16 protein-coding genes, 1 tRNA gene and 1 pseudogene are annotated in these 21,620 nt (G+C 41.4%); 6 read left to right on the forward strand and 12 right to left on the reverse strand.

Annotation, left to right across the window (positions count from 1 at the left end; translation table 11 throughout):
• Nucleotides 1–71 precede the first annotated feature (71 nt).
• The 9 genes from sucD to sdhC all read right to left on the reverse strand — a co-directional run bounded on the left by sucD (nucleotide 72) and on the right by sdhC (nucleotide 12,102).
• The gene (gene sucD, locus FTU72_RS10240; RefSeq protein ID WP_180052775.1) at nucleotides 72–962 is read right to left on the reverse strand and encodes a succinate--CoA ligase subunit alpha; all 891 of its coding nucleotides are present in this window, start codon (nucleotides 960–962) and stop codon (nucleotides 72–74) included.
• 11 nt (nucleotides 963–973) lie between these two features.
• The gene (gene sucC, locus FTU72_RS10245; protein ID WP_004782971.1) at nucleotides 974–2,140 is read right to left on the reverse strand and encodes an ADP-forming succinate--CoA ligase subunit beta; all 1,167 of its coding nucleotides are present in this window, start codon (nucleotides 2,138–2,140) and stop codon (nucleotides 974–976) included.
• 184 nt (nucleotides 2,141–2,324) lie between these two features.
• Complete coding sequence (lpdA, locus tag FTU72_RS10250) at nucleotides 2,325–3,758, reverse strand: dihydrolipoyl dehydrogenase (protein WP_004782973.1); 1,434 nt, start codon at nucleotides 3,756–3,758, stop codon at nucleotides 2,325–2,327.
• A 60-nt stretch (nucleotides 3,759–3,818) separates the two neighbouring features.
• Nucleotides 3,819–5,039, reverse strand: coding sequence for a 2-oxoglutarate dehydrogenase complex dihydrolipoyllysine-residue succinyltransferase (gene odhB, locus FTU72_RS10255; RefSeq protein ID WP_005234619.1), 1,221 nt, complete (start codon nucleotides 5,037–5,039; stop codon nucleotides 3,819–3,821).
• A gap of 18 nt (nucleotides 5,040–5,057) precedes the next feature.
• Entirely contained in the window at nucleotides 5,058–7,880 is a 2,823-nt protein-coding gene (locus tag FTU72_RS10260) for a 2-oxoglutarate dehydrogenase E1 component (protein ID WP_004782976.1), read from the reverse strand.
• Between the two features lie 822 nt (nucleotides 7,881–8,702).
• Nucleotides 8,703–9,413 carry a succinate dehydrogenase iron-sulfur subunit gene (locus FTU72_RS10265; RefSeq protein WP_004782977.1) on the reverse strand — a complete coding sequence of 237 codons (711 nt, stop codon included), beginning with the start codon at nucleotides 9,411–9,413 and terminating at the stop codon, nucleotides 8,703–8,705.
• 14 nt (nucleotides 9,414–9,427) lie between these two features.
• On the reverse strand, nucleotides 9,428–11,326 hold the full coding sequence (locus FTU72_RS10270) for an FAD-binding protein (protein ID WP_004782979.1): 1,899 nt from the start codon (nucleotides 11,324–11,326) through the stop codon (nucleotides 9,428–9,430).
• A 12-nt stretch (nucleotides 11,327–11,338) separates the two neighbouring features.
• The gene (gene sdhD / locus FTU72_RS10275; protein WP_004782980.1) at nucleotides 11,339–11,704 is read right to left on the reverse strand and encodes a succinate dehydrogenase, hydrophobic membrane anchor protein; all 366 of its coding nucleotides are present in this window, start codon (nucleotides 11,702–11,704) and stop codon (nucleotides 11,339–11,341) included.
• Nucleotides 11,704–12,102 carry a succinate dehydrogenase, cytochrome b556 subunit gene (gene sdhC / locus FTU72_RS10280; protein ID WP_034705238.1) on the reverse strand — a complete coding sequence of 133 codons (399 nt, stop codon included), beginning with the start codon at nucleotides 12,100–12,102 and terminating at the stop codon, nucleotides 11,704–11,706. The genes sdhD and sdhC overlap by 1 nt, the downstream gene beginning before the upstream one ends.
• Before the next feature lie 1,004 nt (nucleotides 12,103–13,106).
• On the opposite strand from sdhC, the gene gltA reads away from it, so the two are divergent.
• From gltA to FTU72_RS10295, 3 genes are all read left to right on the forward strand, one after another.
• Complete coding sequence (gene gltA, locus FTU72_RS10285; RefSeq protein WP_004782984.1) at nucleotides 13,107–14,381, forward strand: citrate synthase; 1,275 nt, start codon at nucleotides 13,107–13,109, stop codon at nucleotides 14,379–14,381.
• Between the two features lie 169 nt (nucleotides 14,382–14,550).
• Nucleotides 14,551–15,054: a hypothetical protein gene (locus FTU72_RS10290; protein WP_159122815.1), complete on the forward strand. Its 504-nt coding sequence runs from the start codon at nucleotides 14,551–14,553 to the stop codon at nucleotides 15,052–15,054.
• 373 nt (nucleotides 15,055–15,427) lie between these two features.
• A complete protein-coding gene (locus tag FTU72_RS10295; RefSeq protein WP_180052774.1) occupies nucleotides 15,428–17,053 on the forward strand; it encodes an NAD+ synthase in 1,626 nt (541 codons plus the stop codon).
• Nucleotides 17,054–17,257: 204 nt separating this feature from the next.
• On the opposite strand, the gene FTU72_RS10300 is transcribed toward FTU72_RS10295, so the two are convergent.
• Nucleotides 17,258–17,334: transfer RNA gene (locus FTU72_RS10300), tRNA-Met, on the reverse strand.
• 325 nt (nucleotides 17,335–17,659) lie between these two features.
• Between FTU72_RS10300 and FTU72_RS10305 the strand changes: the two genes are divergently transcribed.
• Together FTU72_RS10305 and FTU72_RS10310 are read left to right on the forward strand one after the other, a co-directional pair.
• On the forward strand, nucleotides 17,660–18,073 hold the full coding sequence (locus FTU72_RS10305; RefSeq protein ID WP_081400934.1) for a hypothetical protein: 414 nt from the start codon (nucleotides 17,660–17,662) through the stop codon (nucleotides 18,071–18,073).
• Nucleotides 18,074–18,490: 417 nt separating this feature from the next.
• Complete coding sequence (locus FTU72_RS10310; RefSeq protein ID WP_004782991.1) at nucleotides 18,491–18,931, forward strand: universal stress protein; 441 nt, start codon at nucleotides 18,491–18,493, stop codon at nucleotides 18,929–18,931.
• Nucleotides 18,932–18,970: 39 nt separating this feature from the next.
• Here the strand turns inward: FTU72_RS10310 and FTU72_RS10315 are convergent, their stop codons facing one another.
• A complete protein-coding gene (locus tag FTU72_RS10315; RefSeq protein ID WP_180052791.1) occupies nucleotides 18,971–19,267 on the reverse strand; it encodes an MGMT family protein in 297 nt (98 codons plus the stop codon).
• A gap of 65 nt (nucleotides 19,268–19,332) precedes the next feature.
• Nucleotides 19,333–20,832 carry a sodium:proton antiporter gene (locus tag FTU72_RS10320; protein ID WP_004782994.1) on the reverse strand — a complete coding sequence of 500 codons (1,500 nt, stop codon included), beginning with the start codon at nucleotides 20,830–20,832 and terminating at the stop codon, nucleotides 19,333–19,335.
• Between the two features lie 218 nt (nucleotides 20,833–21,050).
• Between FTU72_RS10320 and FTU72_RS10325 the strand changes: the two are divergent.
• Nucleotides 21,051–21,500 (forward strand): annotated as a pseudogene (locus tag FTU72_RS10325) (hypothetical protein); the annotation flags it as partial.
• Between the last annotated feature and the right edge of the window lie 120 nt (nucleotides 21,501–21,620).

Below are 21,620 nucleotides of genomic sequence, written 5' to 3' on the forward strand. Positions count from 1 at the left end.
AGACTTTAATCTCCTTTTGCAGCAATTATAAAAAGCCCTCAATATTGAGGGCTTTTTATCAGCTTAATAAATTAAGCCAAACCTTTTTCTTTCAAAACCTCAAGCATGGTTGAACCCAACTCTGCAGGACTACGTGTATACGCCATTCCCGCGCGTTCAAAAGCTGCAAACTTCTCTTCAGCAGTTCCTTTACCGCCAGAAATGATGGCACCTGCGTGACCCATACGCTTACCTTTCGGCGCTGTTACACCAGCGATATAACCTACCACTGGCTTGGTCACATGCGACTGGATATACTCAGCCGCTTCTTCTTCCGCAGTACCGCCAATTTCACCAATCATGATAATGGCTTCAGTTTGCGGGTCTTCCTGGAACAGTTTCAAGCAATCAATCTGGTTCATGCCTGGAATCGGATCACCACCGATTCCGATACAGGTTGACTGTCCAAGACCTAATTTAGTGGTTTGTGCAACCGCTTCATAAGTCAAAGTACCTGAACGTGAGATAATGCCGATCTTACCTGGCTGATGAATATGACCCGGCATAATCCCGATCTTACACTCGCCTGGCGTAATGATACCGGGACAGTTTGGACCGATCAGACGCGTACCATTACCATTGGTTTCCAGATAACGTTTAGCTTTTAGCATATCCAGTGTTGGTACGCCTTCAGTAATCACCACAATCAGCTCAATACCTGAGTCAACAGCTTCTACAATAGAATCGAGGACAAAAGGTGCTGGCACATAAATCACAGAAGCATCAGCTTGGGTTTCTTGCATCGCTTCACGCATGGTATTAAATACTGGCAGATCCAGATGTGATTGACCACCTTTGCCCGGTGTTACCCCACCAACGACTTTAGTGCCATAGGCAATAGCCTGTTCAGAGTGAAATGTACCGTTCTTGCCTGTAAAGCCTTGGACTAAAACTTTGGTGTCTTTATTAATTAATACGCTCATTGTGATACTCCTTAAGCTTTTACTGCAGCAACAATTTTTTCTGCAGCATCGGCCAAGCCATTTGCAGAAATCAATTTCAAACCAGATTCATCCAGTAACTTGGCACCAAGCTCTGCATTGTTCCCTTCAAGGCGAACAACTACAGGCACAGTGACATTTACTTCCTGAACCGCTGCAATAATTGCCTCAGCAATCATGTCACAACGTACAATTCCACCAAAAATATTAATCAAGACACCTTGTACAGAAGAATCTGCCAAGATAATTTTAAATGCTTCGATGACACGCTCTTTGGTTGCACCACCACCTACATCCAGGAAGTTAGCTGGTTGACCACCATAAAGCTTGATAATGTCCATGGTTGCCATCGCAAGACCGGCACCATTGACCATACAACCAATATTACCCTCTAAAGCAACATAGTTCAGGTCAAATTCAGATGCTTTCAGCTCACGCTCATTTTCTTGTGATTTATCACGTAAAGCAGCAACTTCAGGCAGACGGTATAGCGCATTTGAATCAATACCGACTTTGGCATCGACACAGAGAATGTCACCATTTTCACGAACAGAGAGTGGGTTAATTTCAAATAAAGCAAAATCATTTTCGACAAAGGCTTGGTAAGCAGCTGTCATGACTTTAACAAATTGATTGATCTGGCTATCTTTTAACTTAAGTGCAAACGCCACTTCACGCGCCTGAAATGGCAATAATCCTACTAAAGGATCAACTTCGACTTTAATGATTTTTTCAGGATTTTCTTCTGCAACTTTTTCAATTTCGACACCACCTTCAGTGGATGCCATGAAAGTAATACGACGGCTAGAACGGTCTACCACTGCACCTAAATAGAGTTCACGCTCGACCGGATAAACATCTTCAGAAACCAAAATACTATTGACTGGTTGACCATTTGCATCGGTTTGATAGGTCACTAAACGTGAACCAATAATCTGATTGGCATATTCAGCTGCTTCTTCAGCCGACTTTACCACTTTTACCCCACCCGCTTTGCCACGACCACCTGCGTGAACCTGCGCTTTTAATACTGCAAACTTCCCACCAAGCTGCTCAAAAGCATGTACTGTTTCTTCAGCATTGGTAGCAAGAATACCTTCTTGTACAGGCATCCCATATTTTTTTAATAACGCTTTTGCTTGATACTCATGTAAATTCATTGATTAACCTTTTACTACTTATTTGACTTTGTTATTACACGTTTTCCCAATATTTCTTGGTTCACATCAATCAATATTGGTATTTTTGGATCTTAGATTTTACTTATCTTTATTTTTAGATGATTATTCATTCAAAAACAACCACCAAATGTAAAAAGAGCGGCCTGAGCCGCTCTTCGAAGAATTACTTACGCTTACGTTGGATCGCGTGGATCGCACGACCATCGACTGCAAGAGCAGCTTCATGTACGACTTCAGAGAATGTTGGGTGACCGAAAGTCATCAACTGTAGATCTTCAACTGAAGAGACAAACTCAAGTGCGATCATACCTTGGTGAACGATATCAGACGCAGCAGGTCCAATCACGTGCATACCAAGTAGACGATCAGTTTTTGCATCAGCAACAAACTTCACGAAACCGGCACCTTCACCAGCAGCCAAAGCACGACCATTTACAGCAAAACCGAATTGACCAGTTTTCACTTCATGACCTTTTTCTTTGGCTTGCTCTTCTGTTAAACCTACCCAAGCCGCTTCCGGGTGAGTGTAGATGACAGAAATGATAGTATCGTAGTTCACTTGAGCAGCATGACCGTGGATACGTTCAACAGCCATTACGCCTTCTTCCATTGCTTTATGTGCAAGCATTGGACCACGTACCAAGTCACCGATTGCGTATACGCCTTCAACAGAAGTTGCACACCAGTCGTTTACCTCAACCAGACCGCGCTCAGTCAGTTTGATACCTGAGTCTTCAGCCAATAGGCCTTCAGCATAAGCACGACGGCCTACACAAACGATCAGCTTATCGAAAGTCTGTTCTTTGTCTTCGCCGCCCTGGCTGTATTTAACAGTCACTTCACGACCGTTAACTTCAGTACCAGAAACTTTTGCACCAATGCGGATATCAAGACCTTGCTTGGTCAGCAGTTTTTGGTAGTCTTTTGCCAATGCTTTGTCAGCCATTGGCAAGAATGCGTCCATTGCTTCAAATACAACAACTTCCGCACCCAGACGACGCCATACTGAACCAAGTTCAAGACCGATTACACCAGCACCGATCACACCAAGACGTTTAGGCACTTCTGGGAATTCAAGCGCACCAGTTGAGTCTACGATCAGGTCTTGATCTACAGGAGCAACTGGAATATTGACTGGTACAGAACCAGATGCAAGGATGACATATTTAGGCTCTAAAACCTGAGTTTCGCCTTCATGCGGTACGAACTCAACTTTTTTACCAGCAAGTAATTTACCAGTACCTTGTAACCATTCTATGCCATTACCTTTAAGTAACTGCGCAACACCACCAGTCAATTGTTCAACGACTTTGTCTTTACGCGCAAGCATTTTAGACAAATCGAAAGCAACTTCACCCGTTGTAATACCGTGGTCATCTAAATGCTTAACAGTATCTTCATAACGGTGAGAAGAATCTAGAAGTGCTTTAGAAGGAATACAACCGACGTTTAAGCAAGTACCACCTAAAGAAGGTTTACCTTTATGAATACGTTTTTCGATACACGCAACTTTAAAACCAAGCTGTGCAGCACGAATTGCAGCTTCGTAGCCACCTGGGCCACCACCGATTACAACTAAATCGAATTGTTGAGACATTATTCTCTCCAAAAATGGGCCTAGAGGATCACCCTAAGCCCATGGATTTATTCTTTAGAATTAAAGATCAAGGATCAGACGAGCTGGTTCTTCTAACAATTCTTTGATTGTTACAAGGAAACCTACAGCTTCTTTACCATCGATTAGACGGTGGTCATAAGAAAGCGCTAGGTACATCATTGGCAAGATTTCAACCTGACCATTCACTGCCATAGGACGTTCCTGGATTTTATGCATACCCAGAATCGCAGTTTGTGGAGTGTTCAAGATTGGAGTTGAAAGCAATGAACCGAAAGTACCACCGTTGGTAATTGTGAAAGTACCACCAGTCATGTCTTCGATTGCAAGTTTACCTTCACGCGCTTTACCAGCGTATGCACGGATACCGTTTTCAACTTCAGCATAGTTCATGCGGTCTGTATCACGAAGTACAGGAACCACCAAACCACGGTCAGAAGAAACTGCTACACCGATGTCATAGTAACCATGGTAAACAATGTCGTCGCCATCGATAGACGCATTCACTGCTGGATAGCGTTTCAGTGCTTCAGTCGCAGCTTTAACGAAGAATGACATGAAGCCTAGACGCGCACCATGACGTTTTTCAAACGCTTCTTTGTACTGGTTACGCATTTCCATGATTGGTTTCATGTTAACTTCGTTGAACGTAGTCAACATTGCTGTTTCTTGAGTTGCAGCAAGCAGACGTTCAGCAACACGTTTACGCAGACGAGTCATTGGAACGCGTTTTTCAATACGTTCGCCAACCGCAACGCTTAACGGTGCAGCAGCAGGCGCTGCAGGTTTAGACTGATGGTTCGCAACATCTTCTTTAGTAATGCGACCGCCACGACCTGTACCAGATACGTCAGCAGCATTGATACCAGATTCAGTCAATGCTTTACGTACTGCTGGAGCTTGGTCTTGAACCTGTTGACGCTCAACGATCGGTGCATTACCCGCTTCAGTTTTTGCAGCAGCTTGCTCTACTGATGCTTCAGTTTCAGATTGAACTGCTTGAGTTTGAGTTGCGCCAGATACGGCACCCTCTTCAAACTGTGCAATCACTTCAGCAGAAAGCACTGTATCGCCTTCATTTTTAACGATTGATGCAATTGTACCGTCTGCAGGAGCAACAACTTCTAAAACAACTTTATCAGTTTCAATATCACAGATCACTTCATCACGTGATACTGCTTCACCTGGTTGTTTGTGCCAAGTTGCGATCGTACCGTCCGCAACTGACTCTGGAAATACCGGTGCTTTAATTTCGGTTGCCATTATTTAGAATCTCCTGGATTATTCAGCATCGATCGCTAGAGCGTCGTTAACGAGCTGAGCTTGTTGTTTTGCATGCAAGTATGGTGAACCACACGCCGGTGCAGCTGAAGCTTCACGGCCTGCATAACTAATACGGATTTGTTTGCCCGCTTTCATCACATCGTCATATAAACGAGGCGCGATGAACAACCAAGCACCTTGGTTTTTCGGTTCTTCTTGTGCCCAAACCAGTTCTTTCACGTTTGGATACTGAGCAAGAACTTCTGCAAGACGTGCTTCTGGGTACGGATACAATTGTTCAATACGTACAATTGCAGTGTTGTTCAATTCTTTTTCACGACGTTTTTCAACCAGATCGTAGTAAACCTTACCACCACACAATACCAGACGGGTTACGTCTGCTTTGCTGATGTTGTCTACTTCGTCGATCACAGTCTGGAATGTACCGTTAGCCAGTTCTTCCAGGTTAGACACCGCCAATTTGTGACGAAGCAATGATTTAGGTGACATGATGATCATTGGTTTACGGATCGGGCGGATTGCCTGACGACGTAACGCGTGGAAGATCTGTGCAGGTGTAGTTGGAGTCATCACTTGCATATTGTCTTCAGCACATAGCTGCAAGAAACGTTCCAGACGTGCAGATGAATGCTCAGGACCTTGGCCTTCGAAGCCGTGTGGCAGAAGCATAGTCAGACCACATACACGTTCCCATTTGGTTTCACCAGATGAGATGAACTGGTCGATCACCACCTGTGCACAGTTTGCAAAGTCACCGAACTGAGCTTCCCAGATGATCAGGCTCTTAGGAAGAGTCGTCGCATAACCATATTCAAATGCCAGTACTGCCATTTCAGACAATAAAGAGTCATAGATCGCAACACGCGGTTGGTTCTCTTTAATATGGCAAAGTGGAATATAAGTTGAGCCATCTACCTGGTTATGCAGTTTTGCATGACGGTGTGAGAATGTACCACGACCCACGTCTTCACCAGTTAAACGGACCAGATAACCATCATCTAGCAGTGATGCATAGGCTAGAGTTTCAGCAGCACCCCAGTTCAGCGGCATTTCACCAGTTTGCATTTTCAGACGGTCGTCAATTACTTTAGATACCTGACGCTGCATCACGAAGCCTTCTGGAAGCTCACGCATTTTGCGGCCAAGCTCTTTAAGACGTTCTAGATCGCAAGTAGTATCCCACTCGTCTGTGTATTCATGACCCAGGTACGGTGTCCAGTCTACAAACATTTTTTTGTTCGGTTCTAGAACCAGTGCATTGGCAACATGTTTACCTGCTTCAAGATCAGAACGGTATTGTTCAACCATTTGATCTGCAGTAGCACGATCAAGTACACCTTCTTGAACCAGTTTGTCAGCATAAAGCGTACGAGTGGTCGCTTTCTTGTTGATCACTTGGTACATCATTGGCTGAGTTGCAGCAGGCTCGTCCGCTTCGTTATGACCACGACGACGGTAACAGAACATGTCGATCACAACGTCTTTACGGAAAGTATGACGGAAATCGTGGGCAAGCTGAGCAACAAACAACACAGCTTCAGGATCATCACCATTTACATGGAAGATCGGCGCCTGAATCATTTTCGCGATATCAGTACAGTATTCTGTAGAACGCGCATCACGTGGATCAGAGGTTGTGAAACCAACCTGGTTGTTCACTACGATATGAACTGTACCACCTACTGTGTAACCACGAGTCTGTGACATCTGGAAGGTTTCTTGGTTTACGCCCTGACCTGCAAATGCAGCATCACCGTGAACAATGACTGGCAATACGTCATCACCGCCAATGTCTTTACGACGGACTTGACGTGCACGTACAGAACCTTCAACTACAGGTCCAACGATTTCAAGGTGAGATGGGTTAAATGCCAATGCCAAGTGAACTTCACCACCTGGAGTCATCACGTTAGAAGAGAAACCTTGGTGATACTTAACGTCACCAGAACCTTTCTTGTGTAGTGATTTGCCTTCGAACTCACCGAACAGGTCAGCCGGGTTTTTACCCATGATGTTAACCAGAAGGTTCAGACGACCACGGTGTGGCATACCGATTACGACTTCTTTACAGCCTACAGAACCGGCACGCTGGATCAATTCATTCACCATAGGAATGAAAGACTCACCACCTTCAACACCAAAACGTTTTGCACCCACGAATTTATTACCGAGGTATTTTTCCAGACCTTCAGCCGCAGTTAAACGTTCAAGAACATGTTTTTTCTGATCAGCACTCAGGCCATATTGACCACGTGCGCTTTCAAGACGTTGCTGGATCCAGCGTTTTTCTTTGGTATCCACGATGTGCATGTATTCAGCACCGATAGAGCTACAGTAAGTCGCTTCCATCGCTTGGACCATTTCGCCCAAAGTCGCTGCTTCCTTACCAATCGCAAGGTTACCGGTATTGAATATAGTGTCCAGATCAGACTGAGTTAAACCGTGCGCAGAAAGATCAAGATCTGGCACAACTTCGCGTTTAGCCAGACCTAATGGATCCAATTTTGCTTTTTGGTGGCCACGGTTACGGTACGCAGCAATCAGCTGTAAAACGCCAATTTGACGACGTTCATGCTCTGAACTTACTGTCGATTGGATAACAGGCTGAATACGGCTTGAATTGCGACCTAAAAGTAGGAATTGCTCACGTACATTACTGTGTGGTTGATCACCTTTTGGGAATTTATCGAAGTACGCTCTCCAGTCAGCACCCACTGAGTCTGGAGCAGTGAGGTACTGCTCATAAAGTTCTTCAATATACGCTGCACTATCAGCGGAAAGTTCAGTGTCAAGACGCAGAGCGTCAGCAACTTCTTGCATTTGTGGACCCATTTCCTATTGCAAAAACATTTTCAGGATGCTTTTTAAGCAAAACCCAGGATTAGTAATGTCAAATTGATAATTCAACATTAGTCCCCCATAAGGCATAAGCCATGAGGCGTTATCACCACACCAAGAAAATTCTTGATATGTTTAATGAACAATAACGCCCCTCAGCGGCATCATCACTCATTGAATACCCGATCGTGACCGAGCAATTTTTTGCAAATCGACTTAGAAAAAACAAAGATTTAAACTATATTTTTTCTAAAGCGACTTTGACTTACATTTATATACTATTCTCAACCTCTTCCGTGTTTAAAAAATGTACATCGGCCCACACATTTTTTAAATATAGTCTTGTGCTAAATGCTATCACGATCTCGACTAATCAATTGATTTTTTTGACGAGGAACGCATGTTTTTTAGTCAAATACTTCTATCAGAAATTACTCTAACATAGGGAGCTTTAAATGAAAAACACATTCAGCGTAGACCAAAGTCCTACATCTTTTTGATAAACAAAAAGAGAGTAAATCTTCCAATCCACTCCCTTTGCAACTTTGCGTTATATAATAACATTATTGAAAACCTTTTTCAGTCCAGAATTACATCTAAAAATCATAAATACCTCAAACAACATCATAATAGTGCATAAATCCGACCAAAATGTTCTGCAATGATTCATCACCCGATTTGATCATATGAGATACAGCACCAATAACAGCAGTTTTCACGACCACTGTTCGTTTATGGAGCCCTATAAAGCAAAAAGCACACCAAGTGGTGTGCTTTTTGAAAAACTGTTTATTGCAGTCTAAATTAGCCAGCCATATCTAGAAGCATGTTACGGATGTGACCGATTGCTTTAGTAGGGTTCAAGCCTTTAGGACATACAGATACACAGTTCATGATACCTTTACAACGGAACAGAGAGAACGGATCGTCAAGACGAGCCAGACGCTCTTGAGTACCTGTATCACGCGAATCGATGATGAAACGGTATGCATTCAATAATGCTGAAGGACCCAAGAACTTGTCTGGGTTCCACCAGAATGATGGGCATGAAGTTGAACAACATGCACAAAGAATACATTCATACAGACCATTCAAGTGTTCACGTTCTTCAGGAGACTGCAGACGCTCTTTAGGAGGTGCAGGCTGGTTGTTGATCAAGAACGGATGAATCTTGTTGTACTGGTCGTAGAACTGGTTCATGTCAACTACAAGGTCTTTGATTACTGGAAGACCAGGTAGTGGACGAATCGTGATTTCATTTGGTAAATCGTTCAGGTTCCAAAGACACGCCAAACCGTTTTTACCATTAATGTTCACACCATCAGAACCACAGATCCCTTCACGGCATGAACGACGGAATGTCAAAGATTCGTCCTGTACTTTTAATGCAAGAAGCGCATCAAGCAACATACGGTGCTTATCAGTCAGTTCAAGCTTAAAAGTTTGCATATACGGTGCTTTATCCTTATCAGGATCGTAGCGGTAGATATGAAATGTACGAGTACCTCTACTCATCTTTAATCTCCTGATTAGAATGTACGTGGTTTCGGTGGAATTGCATCAACCGAAAGTGGTTTGTAACGCACTGGCTTGTACTCAAGACGGTTATCAGCAGAGAACCACAAGGTGTGTTTCATCCACTCGTCGTCACGACGGCCATATGGATACTCTGGGTGATCTGGTGGTAATTCGAAATCTACCACAGTGTGAGCACCACGACATTCTTTACGTGCAGCAGCTGAAATCAAGGTCGCTTTAGCAACTTCATACAGGTTTTCAACTTCTAGAGCTTCAATACGTGCAGTATTGAATACTTTAGATTTGTCTTTCAAGTGAATGTTGCGAACACGCGGCTCAATTGCAAGAATTTGTTTTACACCTTCTTCAAGCAGCGCAGTTGTACGGAATACACCCGCGTGGTCTTGAACGATGTCACGGATTGCATCAGCAACTTCTTGAGCATTCTCACCAGTTGTTGATTCATCCAGCTTACGAACACGCTTAATTGTGTTTTCAAGCACAGTTGTAGGAAGCGGTTCATACTCATCACCGTGGTGTTTAGTCACGTAGTCGATGATGTGCTGGCCAGCAGCCTTACCAAATACAACCAAATCAAGCAGTGAGTTTGTACCTAAACGGTTTGCACCGTGTACAGATACACATGAACATTCACCGATCGCATAGAAGCCTTTCACTGGTTTCGTGAAGTTGCGACCTTCTTGGTTAGTAGAATAGGTATCAGTATTCTTGTCGTAGTTGGTTACTAGAGCTTCAGATTCTGGAGACTCAGGAACAACTACCTGACCATGAATATTTGTAGGAATACCACCCATTTGGTAATGGATTGTAGGTACTACAGGAATTGGCTCTTTAGTAATGTCAACGTTCGCGAATTTCTTACCAATCTCGAATACAGATGGCAGACGTTTCATGATGGTGTCAGCACCCAAGTGAGTCATATCAAGAAGGATATAATCACCTTTAGGACCACAACCACGACCTTCTTTGATTTCCTGGTCCATAGAACGTGATACGAAGTCACGAGGAGCCAAGTCTTTCAGAGTCGGTGCATAACGTTCCATGAACGGTTCGCCGTCTTTGTTACGAAGGATTGCACCTTCACCACGACAACCTTCAGTTAACAGTACGCCTGCGCCCGCAACACCTGTAGGGTGGAATTGCCAGAATTCCATATCTTGTAATGGAATGCCTGCACGAGCTGCCATACCAAGACCGTCACCGGTGTTGATATAAGCATTAGTAGATGCACGGTAAACACGACCAGCACCACCTGTAGCGAATAATGTAGCTTTCGCCTGGAATACAGCAATTTTACCAGTTTCCTGATCGATTGCTGTCACACCCAGTACATCACCAGCTTCGTTACGGATCAGGTCAAGCGCGATCCATTCAACGAAGAACTGAGTACCCATTTTCACGTTGCTTTGATAAAGCGTATGAAGAAGCGCGTGACCTGTACGGTCGGCTGCAGCACATGCACGTGGAACTGCTTTTTCACCGTAGTTTGCAGAGTGACCACCAAATGGACGTTGGTAAATCGTACCGTCTGCGTTACGGTCAAATGGCATACCTAAATGTTCTAATTCGTATACCACTTGCGGTGCTTCGCGAGTCATGAACTCGATCGCGTCTTGGTCACCTAACCAGTCAGAACCTTTAACTGTGTCGTAGAAGTGGTAGTGCCAGTTATCTTCTTGCATGTTACCAAGAGATGCACCGATACCACCCTGCGCTGCTACAGTGTGAGAACGTGTTGGGAATACTTTAGTCAGTACCGCAACTTTCAAACCTGCTTGAGCAAGTTGGTAAGAAGCGCGCATACCAGAACCACCACCACCAACGATAACTGCATCGAAAGTTTCGTGTGGAATATTTGTGTAATCTTCTTTAGGGGTTATAGCGCCCATGATTGTTTCCTATCAATTCGCCCAAAAAATCTGGATTGCCCAGATCGCATATGCAAATACAGCAATAATCACTGCTGAAGTCAGTACAAGGCGTAAACCTGATGCTGATGGACCCATTTGACGAGTAGTCACATAGTCAGTGAATACCTGCCACATACCGATCCATGCATGCGCAACAAGAGATAAGACTGCCAACAAAGACATGATCTTCATTGGAACTGTCATCATAAAGCCGTACCATTGCTCGTAGTTGAAGCCACCATTCAGTAGGATCCAACCAAACACCACAACGGTATAAACAGCTAGAACTACAGCACTGATGCGTTGGACAAACCAATCACGAGAACCTGAACCTGTTAAACCAGTAGCACTTTTCATTAGAGTACGATCCATACAAATGCTGCAACAATACCGATTGCAGACAAGATTAATGAAATAGTAGCTGCAGTACGACCGCTTTGCAGTTCTTCTGCAACGCCGATATCTGCAAGTAAGTGCTTAATACCAGTGAACAAATGATAAATTAAGCCGGCTACAAATACCCATACGATAAAGCGGACAAAGAAACCGTTAAAGATTTCCTGCACTTCAGCAAAACCTTCTGCTGAAGACAATGATTTATCCAACAGCCACAAAAGGACCGGTACGAGTAAAAATACGATGACACCTGAAAGACGGTGTAGAATTGATGCAATAGCCACGGGTGATTTTAAGTTTACTTCTAAAACTTGACCCATGGACAAATTGACAGGTCTGTTGCTTTTCACAGCGGGCATCCTGTAGTTAAAAACTCCATCCGGAGTTTGTTGGAATTAATTCGAAGGAAAGCTGGCATTATCAGGCAAATACATGCCTAAACATAAAACGACACTGAATTATAAAACGTGAACTATTAAAATACAAACAACTGTATTTGGCTTTTTGAACAAAAAACCTTTAAATAAGAATCATTAACAATAACTTTAAGTTCTCCTCCACTTACTTTATCTTCATATTCTCATTCTAGATATTTGTTTTTTAATAATTAACTTGATTAATTTAGTCTGTTATCTAGCCAAGCTTCGACTAAGTAGATTTAGACTAAAGATGAACAGCAAAAATATAATTTCGATCCTAAGTCCTTATTAATCCCAAGTAAAATCATAAGGATATATTTCACAAATAAATAATGACTATTTATATAAAGGCATCTCAATTTAGAATTTTTATACTAAAACCTACTTATCTCTTTATAGATCATAGTTTTTTTGATGTTTTTAGACATTTTATATTCAAAAAAACACTTATTTATTTTTGTTTAAGTTGTATTAAACAAAGTGAAGCAAATTTACGAGCTATTTTTTAGCCGATTAAACAGAGCCAAAAAGAAAATTTATTGCTTTTATTTATAATTCAAGTTTGAAGTAAAAACTTAAGGAAATCGATGTAAGTTACGAGATTTATATAATTTTAAGTTGCAGTCTTAGAATATTTTCTCAATTTCTCCTTTATTTTTTGCTAGGAAAAAACGCTTACAAATACGGCAAAGACTATATTTTTTTCTGCACCTTCTGTTCAATTTGACTTATTATAGAGGTTTGGTACTGTGATTTTATTAAACTTTTTATACCAAGATAAATGACTAAACCACTGTGAGAATGTCATTTTTCATCCATAAGTATAATTGACAAAATTTCAGTAGCCACTAATCTTATAGCAAATTTTTGATCCGTCCGTTTTGTGCATTAAAAGATTGATAGGCAACTCGGATATACATTCACCAGGACAGGAGATCTATTGAATGTCTGAAGCAACTGGCAAGAAAGCCGTTTTACAGCTTGATGGCAAAGAAATTGAATTACCAATTTACAGCGGCACATTGGGCCCAGATGTAATCGACGTTAAAGATGTGTTGGCTGCAGGTCACTTTACTTTTGATCCTGGTTTTATGGCAACAGCTGCATGCGAGTCTAAAATCACTTTCATCGATGGTAATAAAGGTGTTCTTTTACACCGTGGCTACCCAATTGACCAGTTAGCAACTAAAGCTGATTACCTAGAAACTTGCTACTTACTTCTTAATGGCGAGCTTCCAACAGCTGAGCAAAAAGAAGAATTCGACGCTAAAGTTCGTAACCACACTATGGTTCACGATCAAGTAAGCCGCTTCTATAACGGTTTCCGTCGTGATGCTCACCCTATGGCAATCATGGTTGGTGTTGTTGGTGCGTTGTCTGCGTTCTATCACAACAATCTGGACATCGAAGATGTTAACCATCGTGAAATCACTGCGATTCGTTTAATCGCTAAGATTCCTACTTTGGCAGCTTGGAGCTACAAATACACTGTTGGTCAACCATTCGTTTACCCACGTAACGATTTGACTTACGCTGAAAACTTCCTGTACATGATGTTTGCTACTCCAGCAGACCGTGACTACAAAGTAGATCCAATCCTTGCGAAAGCAATGGACCGTATCTTCACACTTCACGCTGACCACGAACAAAATGCTTCTACGTCTACAGTACGTTTAGCTGGTTCTACTGGCGCTAACCCATATGCATGTATCGCTGCTGGTATCTCTGCACTTTGGGGTCCTGCTCACGGTGGTGCGAACGAAGCTGTTCTTAAGATGCTTGATGAAATCGGCACTGTAGAAAACGTTGCTGGCTTCATGGAAAAAGTGAAAACTAAAGAAGTTAAACTCATGGGCTTCGGTCACCGTGTGTACAAAAACTTCGATCCACGTGCGAAAGTAATGAAAGAAACTTGTGACGAAGTTCTTGGTGCTCTTGGCATCAACGATCCACAGCTTGCTCTTGCTATGGAACTTGAACGTATCGCGCTTTCTGACGAATACTTCATCAAACGTAACCTTTACCCTAACGTAGACTTCTACTCAGGTATCATCCTTAAAGCGATTGGTATCCCAACAGAAATGTTTACTGTGATCTTCGCGCTTGCACGTACAGTTGGTTGGATCAGCCACTGGTTAGAAATGCACAGCGGTCCTTACAAGATCGGTCGTCCTCGTCAGCTTTACACTGGTGAAGTTCAACGCGACATCAACCGTTAATTCGGTTAGCGTTGAAAGACGTAAAAACCACCCTTCTGGGTGGTTTTTTTATGACTGACAAAAACCAACACAACCAAGATGTGAAAAACTTAAAATAGTAAACCTGAAGAATTTTCAATTTCTACAAATTTCTAGAAATTACTCTTATATCGTTAAGGATTGAGTTTTAATGCTGTTTTACCTGCTTCCCTTCATCCTGAGAATGATTCGTTTTGATCAGTTTAAAAGCCGGAACTTAACTTCAGGGGAAATCAAGCTTTGCCAGCAAGTCTTTGCTGACCGGATTGACTATTCAGCAGTCCGTGTCATGAATCACCCTTTCCTGCCTTGGCAATCCAAGCATGTGATTATGGCACCAAGTGGTTATATTCACGTCCGCAACCTGAATTATCGGGACGATTATTCTAAAGAAAGCCGTTCTTATCAGGCGCTTTTCATTCATGAAATGGCGCATATTTATCAATATCAGCAGAATATTAATGTGTTGTTTAAGGGCGCTTTTTTACAAGCCGCTTATTTTTTAAGTATGGGAAAATATAATCCTTACAAATATCAATTTAATCCCAACAAATCCTTTTTAGACTATAACATTGAACAACAGGGAGATATTGCACGCGATATTTTTCTAAAAAAAATTCCCAATATTATTTTAAAAAATCAGATAAGCAGATGATATTGAATACTTTTCACTCAAGTATTCTGTTGATTTCTATTTATGAAAAATAAACTTATTTAAATCCAATTGAGTATTTTTGTGCATTTATCAGAATAAAAAAGCACCATAATAAGTCATTTTTGACCATAACTTTGTGCATCTGTTTCAATTCTCCTGAAACAGCTCTAGCATCTGCCTCAAATTTCGATAAAATAAGCCAAGTATGATATTTTTAGCTCGCAAATCAAGATTTAATGATCATGCGGTCATGACTTTTTTAATTTTGGCCATTTGGCATTTTGTTCGTATCAAACTGCACTCAGCTGGATAATTAGAATTTTAAAAATCAGTGATTTAGTGTATTCACCTATAGGAATAGGACTTAATTGGAATGAAAAGTTTTAAAATTGCGATTGCTCAATTCTCTCCACATGTGGGCAATTTAGATGCAAATACGCAGACAATGATAGATTTGGCAAATCAGGCCAAAAAAGATAATGCTGATCTTATTATTTTCCCTGAACTTTCAACTTTAGGTTATCCGGCTGAAGATTTATTAATTCGTCCAAGTCTGGCTAAACGTACAAAACTGGCGTTTGAGAAACTGACTGAAGTAAAAGATATCGTCATGGTCTTCGGTTTTGTCAATCAGACTGAAGATGGTGAACGTTATAACTCAGCAGCCGTCATGAAAGATGGTGAAGTTTTAGGGGTTTATAATAAGCAGACTCTGCCAAACTATGGTGTATTTGATGAGAAACGCTATTTTGGTGAAGGACATCAGCATCTGGTCTTCGAATATCTGGGACACAAGTTTGGTGTTCTGATCTGTGAAGATGTCTGGTCATTATCTACGGTTCAACAGCTGGCTCAATTGAATATTGATACTGCAATGGTTCTGAATGCTTCTCCATATGAAGTCGGCAAACCGCAACACCGTATCGATACCATGGCTGCGCTGGTCAAACAGTTGAATATCAATCTGGTGTACTGTAACCAGGTAGGTGGCCAAGATGATCTAATCTTTGATGGTACCAGCTTTGTACTCAATAAATCAGGCGAAGTGGCTCTGCAAGCACCTAGCTTTGAAAAAGGCCTGTATATCGCTGAATATGATGCAGAAAAATTAGAGTTCAGCAAAGGTACGATTACTCCAGCCCTAGAAACTATGGCCGAGATTTATCAAAGTCTGGTGATGGCAACCCGTGATTATGTACAGCGTTCAGGTTTCCCAGGTGTAATTCTGGGTCTGTCTGGTGGTATTGACTCTGCCCTGACTCTTGCCATCGCAGCAGATGCGATTGGCCCTGACAAAGTTCAAGCAGTGATGATGCCTTATACCTATACTGCTCAGATCAGTGTAGAAGATGCCACTGAACAGGCAAAAACCATGGGTGTAACTTTCGGTATTGCCGAGATTAACCCGATTGTAAGTGGCTTCTTGCAAACCCTGTATCCATTCTTTGGCAATGCCCCTGTAGATGCCACTGAAGAAAACCTGCAAGCACGTGCACGCGGTACGCTATTAATGGCGCTGTCTAACAAGTTCGGCAATCTGGTTCTGGCAACCGGCAATAAATCTGAACTTGCCGTTGGCTACTGTACGCTATATGGCGATATGGTGGGCGGCTTCGCTGTATTAAAAGATGTTTATAAAACCATTGTGTTTGAACTGGCGAAATACCGTAACAGCATCGCAGAAACTCCTGTGATTCCTGAGCGTGTCATTACTCGCCCACCATCAGCAGAACTTCGTCCAGATCAGGTCGATCAGGATTCATTACCGGCTTATGAAGTACTTGATGCGATTCTTTATGCTTATATTGAAGAAGATCTGAGCCAGGATGACATCATTGCCAAAGGTTTTGAAGCTGAAGTCGTGAAAAAAGTGATTCGTCTGGTTGATATTAACGAATACAAACGTCGTCAGGGTGCGATTGGTCCACGTATCAGCTCGCGTTCTTATGGTCGTGAACGTCGCTATCCGGTCGTTAATGGTTGGAAAGCAGGTATCTAAGTTTTAACAAAACTAGATTAGCTATAATGCCCAAGTAAATGCTTGGGCATTTTTTTATCTTTAAGCAATAAATAGGGTTAAGAAATTAAAAGAAGATTCAAAAATTTAAACAGACAGATATTTAGAAGAACTTTCTCTTAATTTTTTATTGATATTTTTATGGCACAAAAAAAGAGACCAAGCTGAGAGCTTGGTCTTTAAAAATGGTGGCTATGACGGGACTTGAACCTGTGACCCCCGCATTATGAGTGCGGTGCTCTAACCAACTGAGCTACATAGCCGTAAACTGTGTGCGCATTATCGTAATTTCAGGTTGTATCGTCAAGCATTTTAAACCACAAATGTTCAGTCTTTATGCAAATTAATCATAAACTCTTAAACTTTGTACAAATCATGATTTAATTCGAAATCCCATAACAGAATCTACAAAAATTGGTACCAACTTTTAAAGCCAAATCTGAATCAAAGTCGTATCATATAATATTTAATTTTAAGAATAACTTGCTGAAGAAACAAAATAAAAAGTGAATCTAGGACCTTTTCCTATCGCTATAATACTTTTCCAAATATGGCCAATAGTATCTCTGGATTAAAGCAAAACTGAAGATGACGAAATTCAAAATATACCTAAGCCTGCTCCTATTGAGTTTTATAAGTTTAGCCAATGCAACTGTTATTCATCCAAGCAGCAGATTTTCAGGATGTGATGATGTGAAAAGTTTGGCTCAAGAAGTCATGCTCTTTAGACTGAAAGGTGCACCACAGAAATGGATGATTCAGCAAATAAAACAGCACTACGGTACAGCGAATGATCTCCATACTCTGATTGGTATAAAACTTACTGAAAAAGCGTTTAAATATGAAATACCCCAAGATCAGTCTGGACGTTCCGCCTTAATTAAAAACTTTGCAATTGATCACTATAATGAATGTGAGAAATCCATTACAGATCGTGCTCAATTTAAAAAAGAAAATAACGGTATTAACCCACCCTTGGAAAGGGAAGTTTTAGAACACTAAAATTATGCTGATAGAAGCTTACTATTAGAAATAGCAGTCTATCTTTATGCAGTTTGATAGATTTTTCATTATTAAAATCTCAATTTTAAACCTGTTCCTATAGTTTTATATAACAGGGATTTTTTGAATCTAAAATTACAGGTAATAACGCAGTATTAAAATCAGATGGCTTTTTTAAGTTAGTTCATTAATATTCTAAAATCATATTATTTTAATCTCAAAATATAAATATAAATCAAAAACTTATAAAATATACCAACCATTAAAAATTATTGCTTTGTTAAACATAATACTGAGGTATTTACTTGGTTTTATTTTTATAAAATACGCGTTATGATCAAAGTATAAACAACAATTCGTATACGATTTTAACGCGTCATATTTTTATAAAACTTATTTCCGATAAGGAGAATTCTAATGTCATTTGAACATATTTTAGTACCCGTTGACGGTTCAGAAACTTCCTACGCTGCAGTCGATAAAGCTGTCGAAATTGCCAAAGCATTTAACAGTAAAGTGACAGTGGTTCAGGTGCTGGCACTTGATCCCTATATCGCTGCTGAATACATTACAGCAGCTCAAACCAATGACCTGGTTGAACGTGCCCGTACTGCAATTCTGAAGACACTTGATGAAGCAAAAGCGAAATTTGCTGCGGCAGGTATTGATGCAGAGACCCAGCTACTCGAAGGTCAGGTGATTTATAGTGAAATTGTCAAAGCAGCAGAATCCTTGAATACTGATCTGATTGTGATTGGCTCACATGGCCGTACTGGCTTCAAGAAACTGTTCCTGGGTAGTGTTGCGCAAAGCATCTTGGGACAGGCCAATGTTCCTGTAATGGTTATCCGTAAATAATAAAAAAATCCCCACTTCAATCAAGTGGGGATTTCTCTTTCAGACAAATCCATCCCATTGATACTGCTTTAAGCTGACCCGATTTCCAGCACATAGAATTCCTTCTGCGCCTAACTTTTGCTGTTGAATATTATGTCCATATTCATCCAGTTTATTGAGACTGATCTTACCTTGAGCGTTCAGGACACGATGCCAAGGCAAATCGGTTTCTGTATCAAGCTGGCTTAAAACCCTACCTACCAGACGTGCATGTTTGGGCAAGCCAGCCAGCTTAGCGATCTGTCCATAGGTCGCTACTTTCGCATAAGGAATCTGGCTGACTACACCCAGAATCATTTGTGCCATTTCCTGGCTTGCACTTGATGTCATAGGCTTTCAATCTTGATAGAAAATTCTAACAATTAGAAATTCTCCGGATTTTCTAAACGTTTCACTTCCTGTACTTTATCAGGATGATGCACGGTTGCTACACCATCGGCATCTTTCTTATCAATCAGCATCTCAGGCTGGAAGATGGTGATGGTTTCATTTCCATTCGCATCCTCCCCCACAATATACTGAAAACCGCGCCGGTTCATCTTGTGGCACATCCGCTGATACCAGCCTTTAAAGCCTTGAGTTTCTTCATTCGGGTTGTAATAGAAGGCATTCATTACGGCTGGCAAACCTAGGCCACAAACCACCCCAGAAAGAAGTACCACAATGAAGGTATATCCAATCAGAATACTGCTATACGCTTCCAGTTGCGGAATATTGGCCACTGCCAGAATCAGGGCTAAGGAAATCCCGCCACGTACACCGCCCCAAGACAGAATGGTTAAACTGCCGTTATAACTTTTTTTACGCATTCTAGGGAATAATGCAAAAGACAGATGGTTGGCCAGGAAGCGTGCCAAATGCAGAATTATGAAAGCGACAATCCCGCCTAGAACCAGACTGGTGCTTAGATCAATAATGAACAGTTCCAGACCGATCAAGGTGAACAGGAAGGAATTGATAATCCCCTCTACCGTATGCCAGAAATGGTTTACATCACCGATGTCTGCATCAGCCAGAATTTCTTTCCATTTATTACCGACGATCAAGCCGCCTATTACACAGGCAATTGGTGCAGAAGCATGCGCCAGTAAAGCAACCAGATATGAACCACAAGCCAACAGTGCAGTAGTTAATATCAGTGATTCCATTTCATGCTTACCGCGCAGAATACGTAAAATCGCCAGACCAAAACCGATTCCGATCAAAACTGCCACGACAATTTCATAAAGCAATGTTTGCAGGACGGCGAGTACGGTAAAGTTTTCACCTTGCAGTACATTTAATAAGGTCATAAATAATGCAATACACATGGCATCATTAAACAGCGACTCACCTTCCAGCTTCACGATCAAATGATGGGGTGCGCGTACCGAACTGAGGACACCTTTAATCCCAATTGGATCCGTTGCTCCGAGCGCAGCACCTAGCAATAGTAGAACCAATATATCGACGTGGTTACCAATCAGAAACTGATAACCGTACAGCGCAATACCAAAGAAAACTGCACAGAAAACCAATGCCAGACTGGCCAGAATACCAATCGGCCGCCAGTGATTGCGTAAATCTGAAACCTTAAACTTCAATGCGGATGAAGTCAGAATGAAACAGATCACCCCATTAATCAGGAAGTCATAAAAATCGACATGGCGCACTGCTTTCTCAATATTATCAATATTGATGCTAAAAAATGGATTACCCTGTAACAGGCTGGCGCACCATTGCAGGATAAATACAAAAATAGCGGAAACAATCGGCACACCAATGGCCTGAGGAAAACTTAGAACACGTTTGTTGAACATGGTGGTGGCAATTGACAGAGCAAAGACCACCGTCAACAGTTGTAAAAAAAAGAAACTTCCCATTAGGTTTCCTAAGATTTGGCAATTTGCAGCCGTGAGCTGAAAGATTTACTTGAAATATAGATTTAAAAAAACAGTATATTTTAGCGGATCAAGTTTAGTCCCATTTTTTTTCGAATTAAGTTAAGTTTCTTTTCAATATTCACAACTGATGATTTAACATACAGTCTTAAAGCACTTTATTGCTCATCTCTCTTCTTTCTATTTAGAAATTTTCTCCTATGCATCAAACTGTCAAAACCATATTCCGTCTATGTCTCGCTGCTGTCATTTTTCTGGTCACACTCTCCTTGATGTTTACCTGTGTTGCCAAAGTTCAGGAAATTCTGAAAGCAGATCAATATTATCAGCAAGCCGTGAGCATTCCTTTAAAAAGCAGTGCCAAAGCACAATATGTACTGGTGTCTAATAATCAACGTCCAGACAACGCGCTGTTTATCCTGATTGCGGGAAATGGTTATGCAGCAAAAATCAGCTGTGAGCATTATGCGGCCCTATGTACTGATGACTATAATCAGTCACATACCCGGCAGATTCAAAATGTTAATTTAGTAAAAGTGAGAAATTATTTTTATATTGAAAATATTCAGTTCCAAGATAGTCGAACTGGTCAGATCACTAAACTTAGCTATTCCAAAAATGAATTGAAGCAATTTTATAATAAAGAGGTGGTTCCACTTGTTTGAACAACTAAAAGCGTATTTATAAGTGATATTCCGCTCTAGTTAAGCCACCTTGTTTTGTTGGGGTAGCTGATCATAGTAAAACTCATTTGGTGTCATTTTGTCTAG

The sequence above is a fragment of the Acinetobacter sp. YH12137 genome (genome assembly GCF_013418535.1).
Taxonomy (GTDB): domain Bacteria; phylum Pseudomonadota; class Gammaproteobacteria; order Pseudomonadales; family Moraxellaceae; genus Acinetobacter.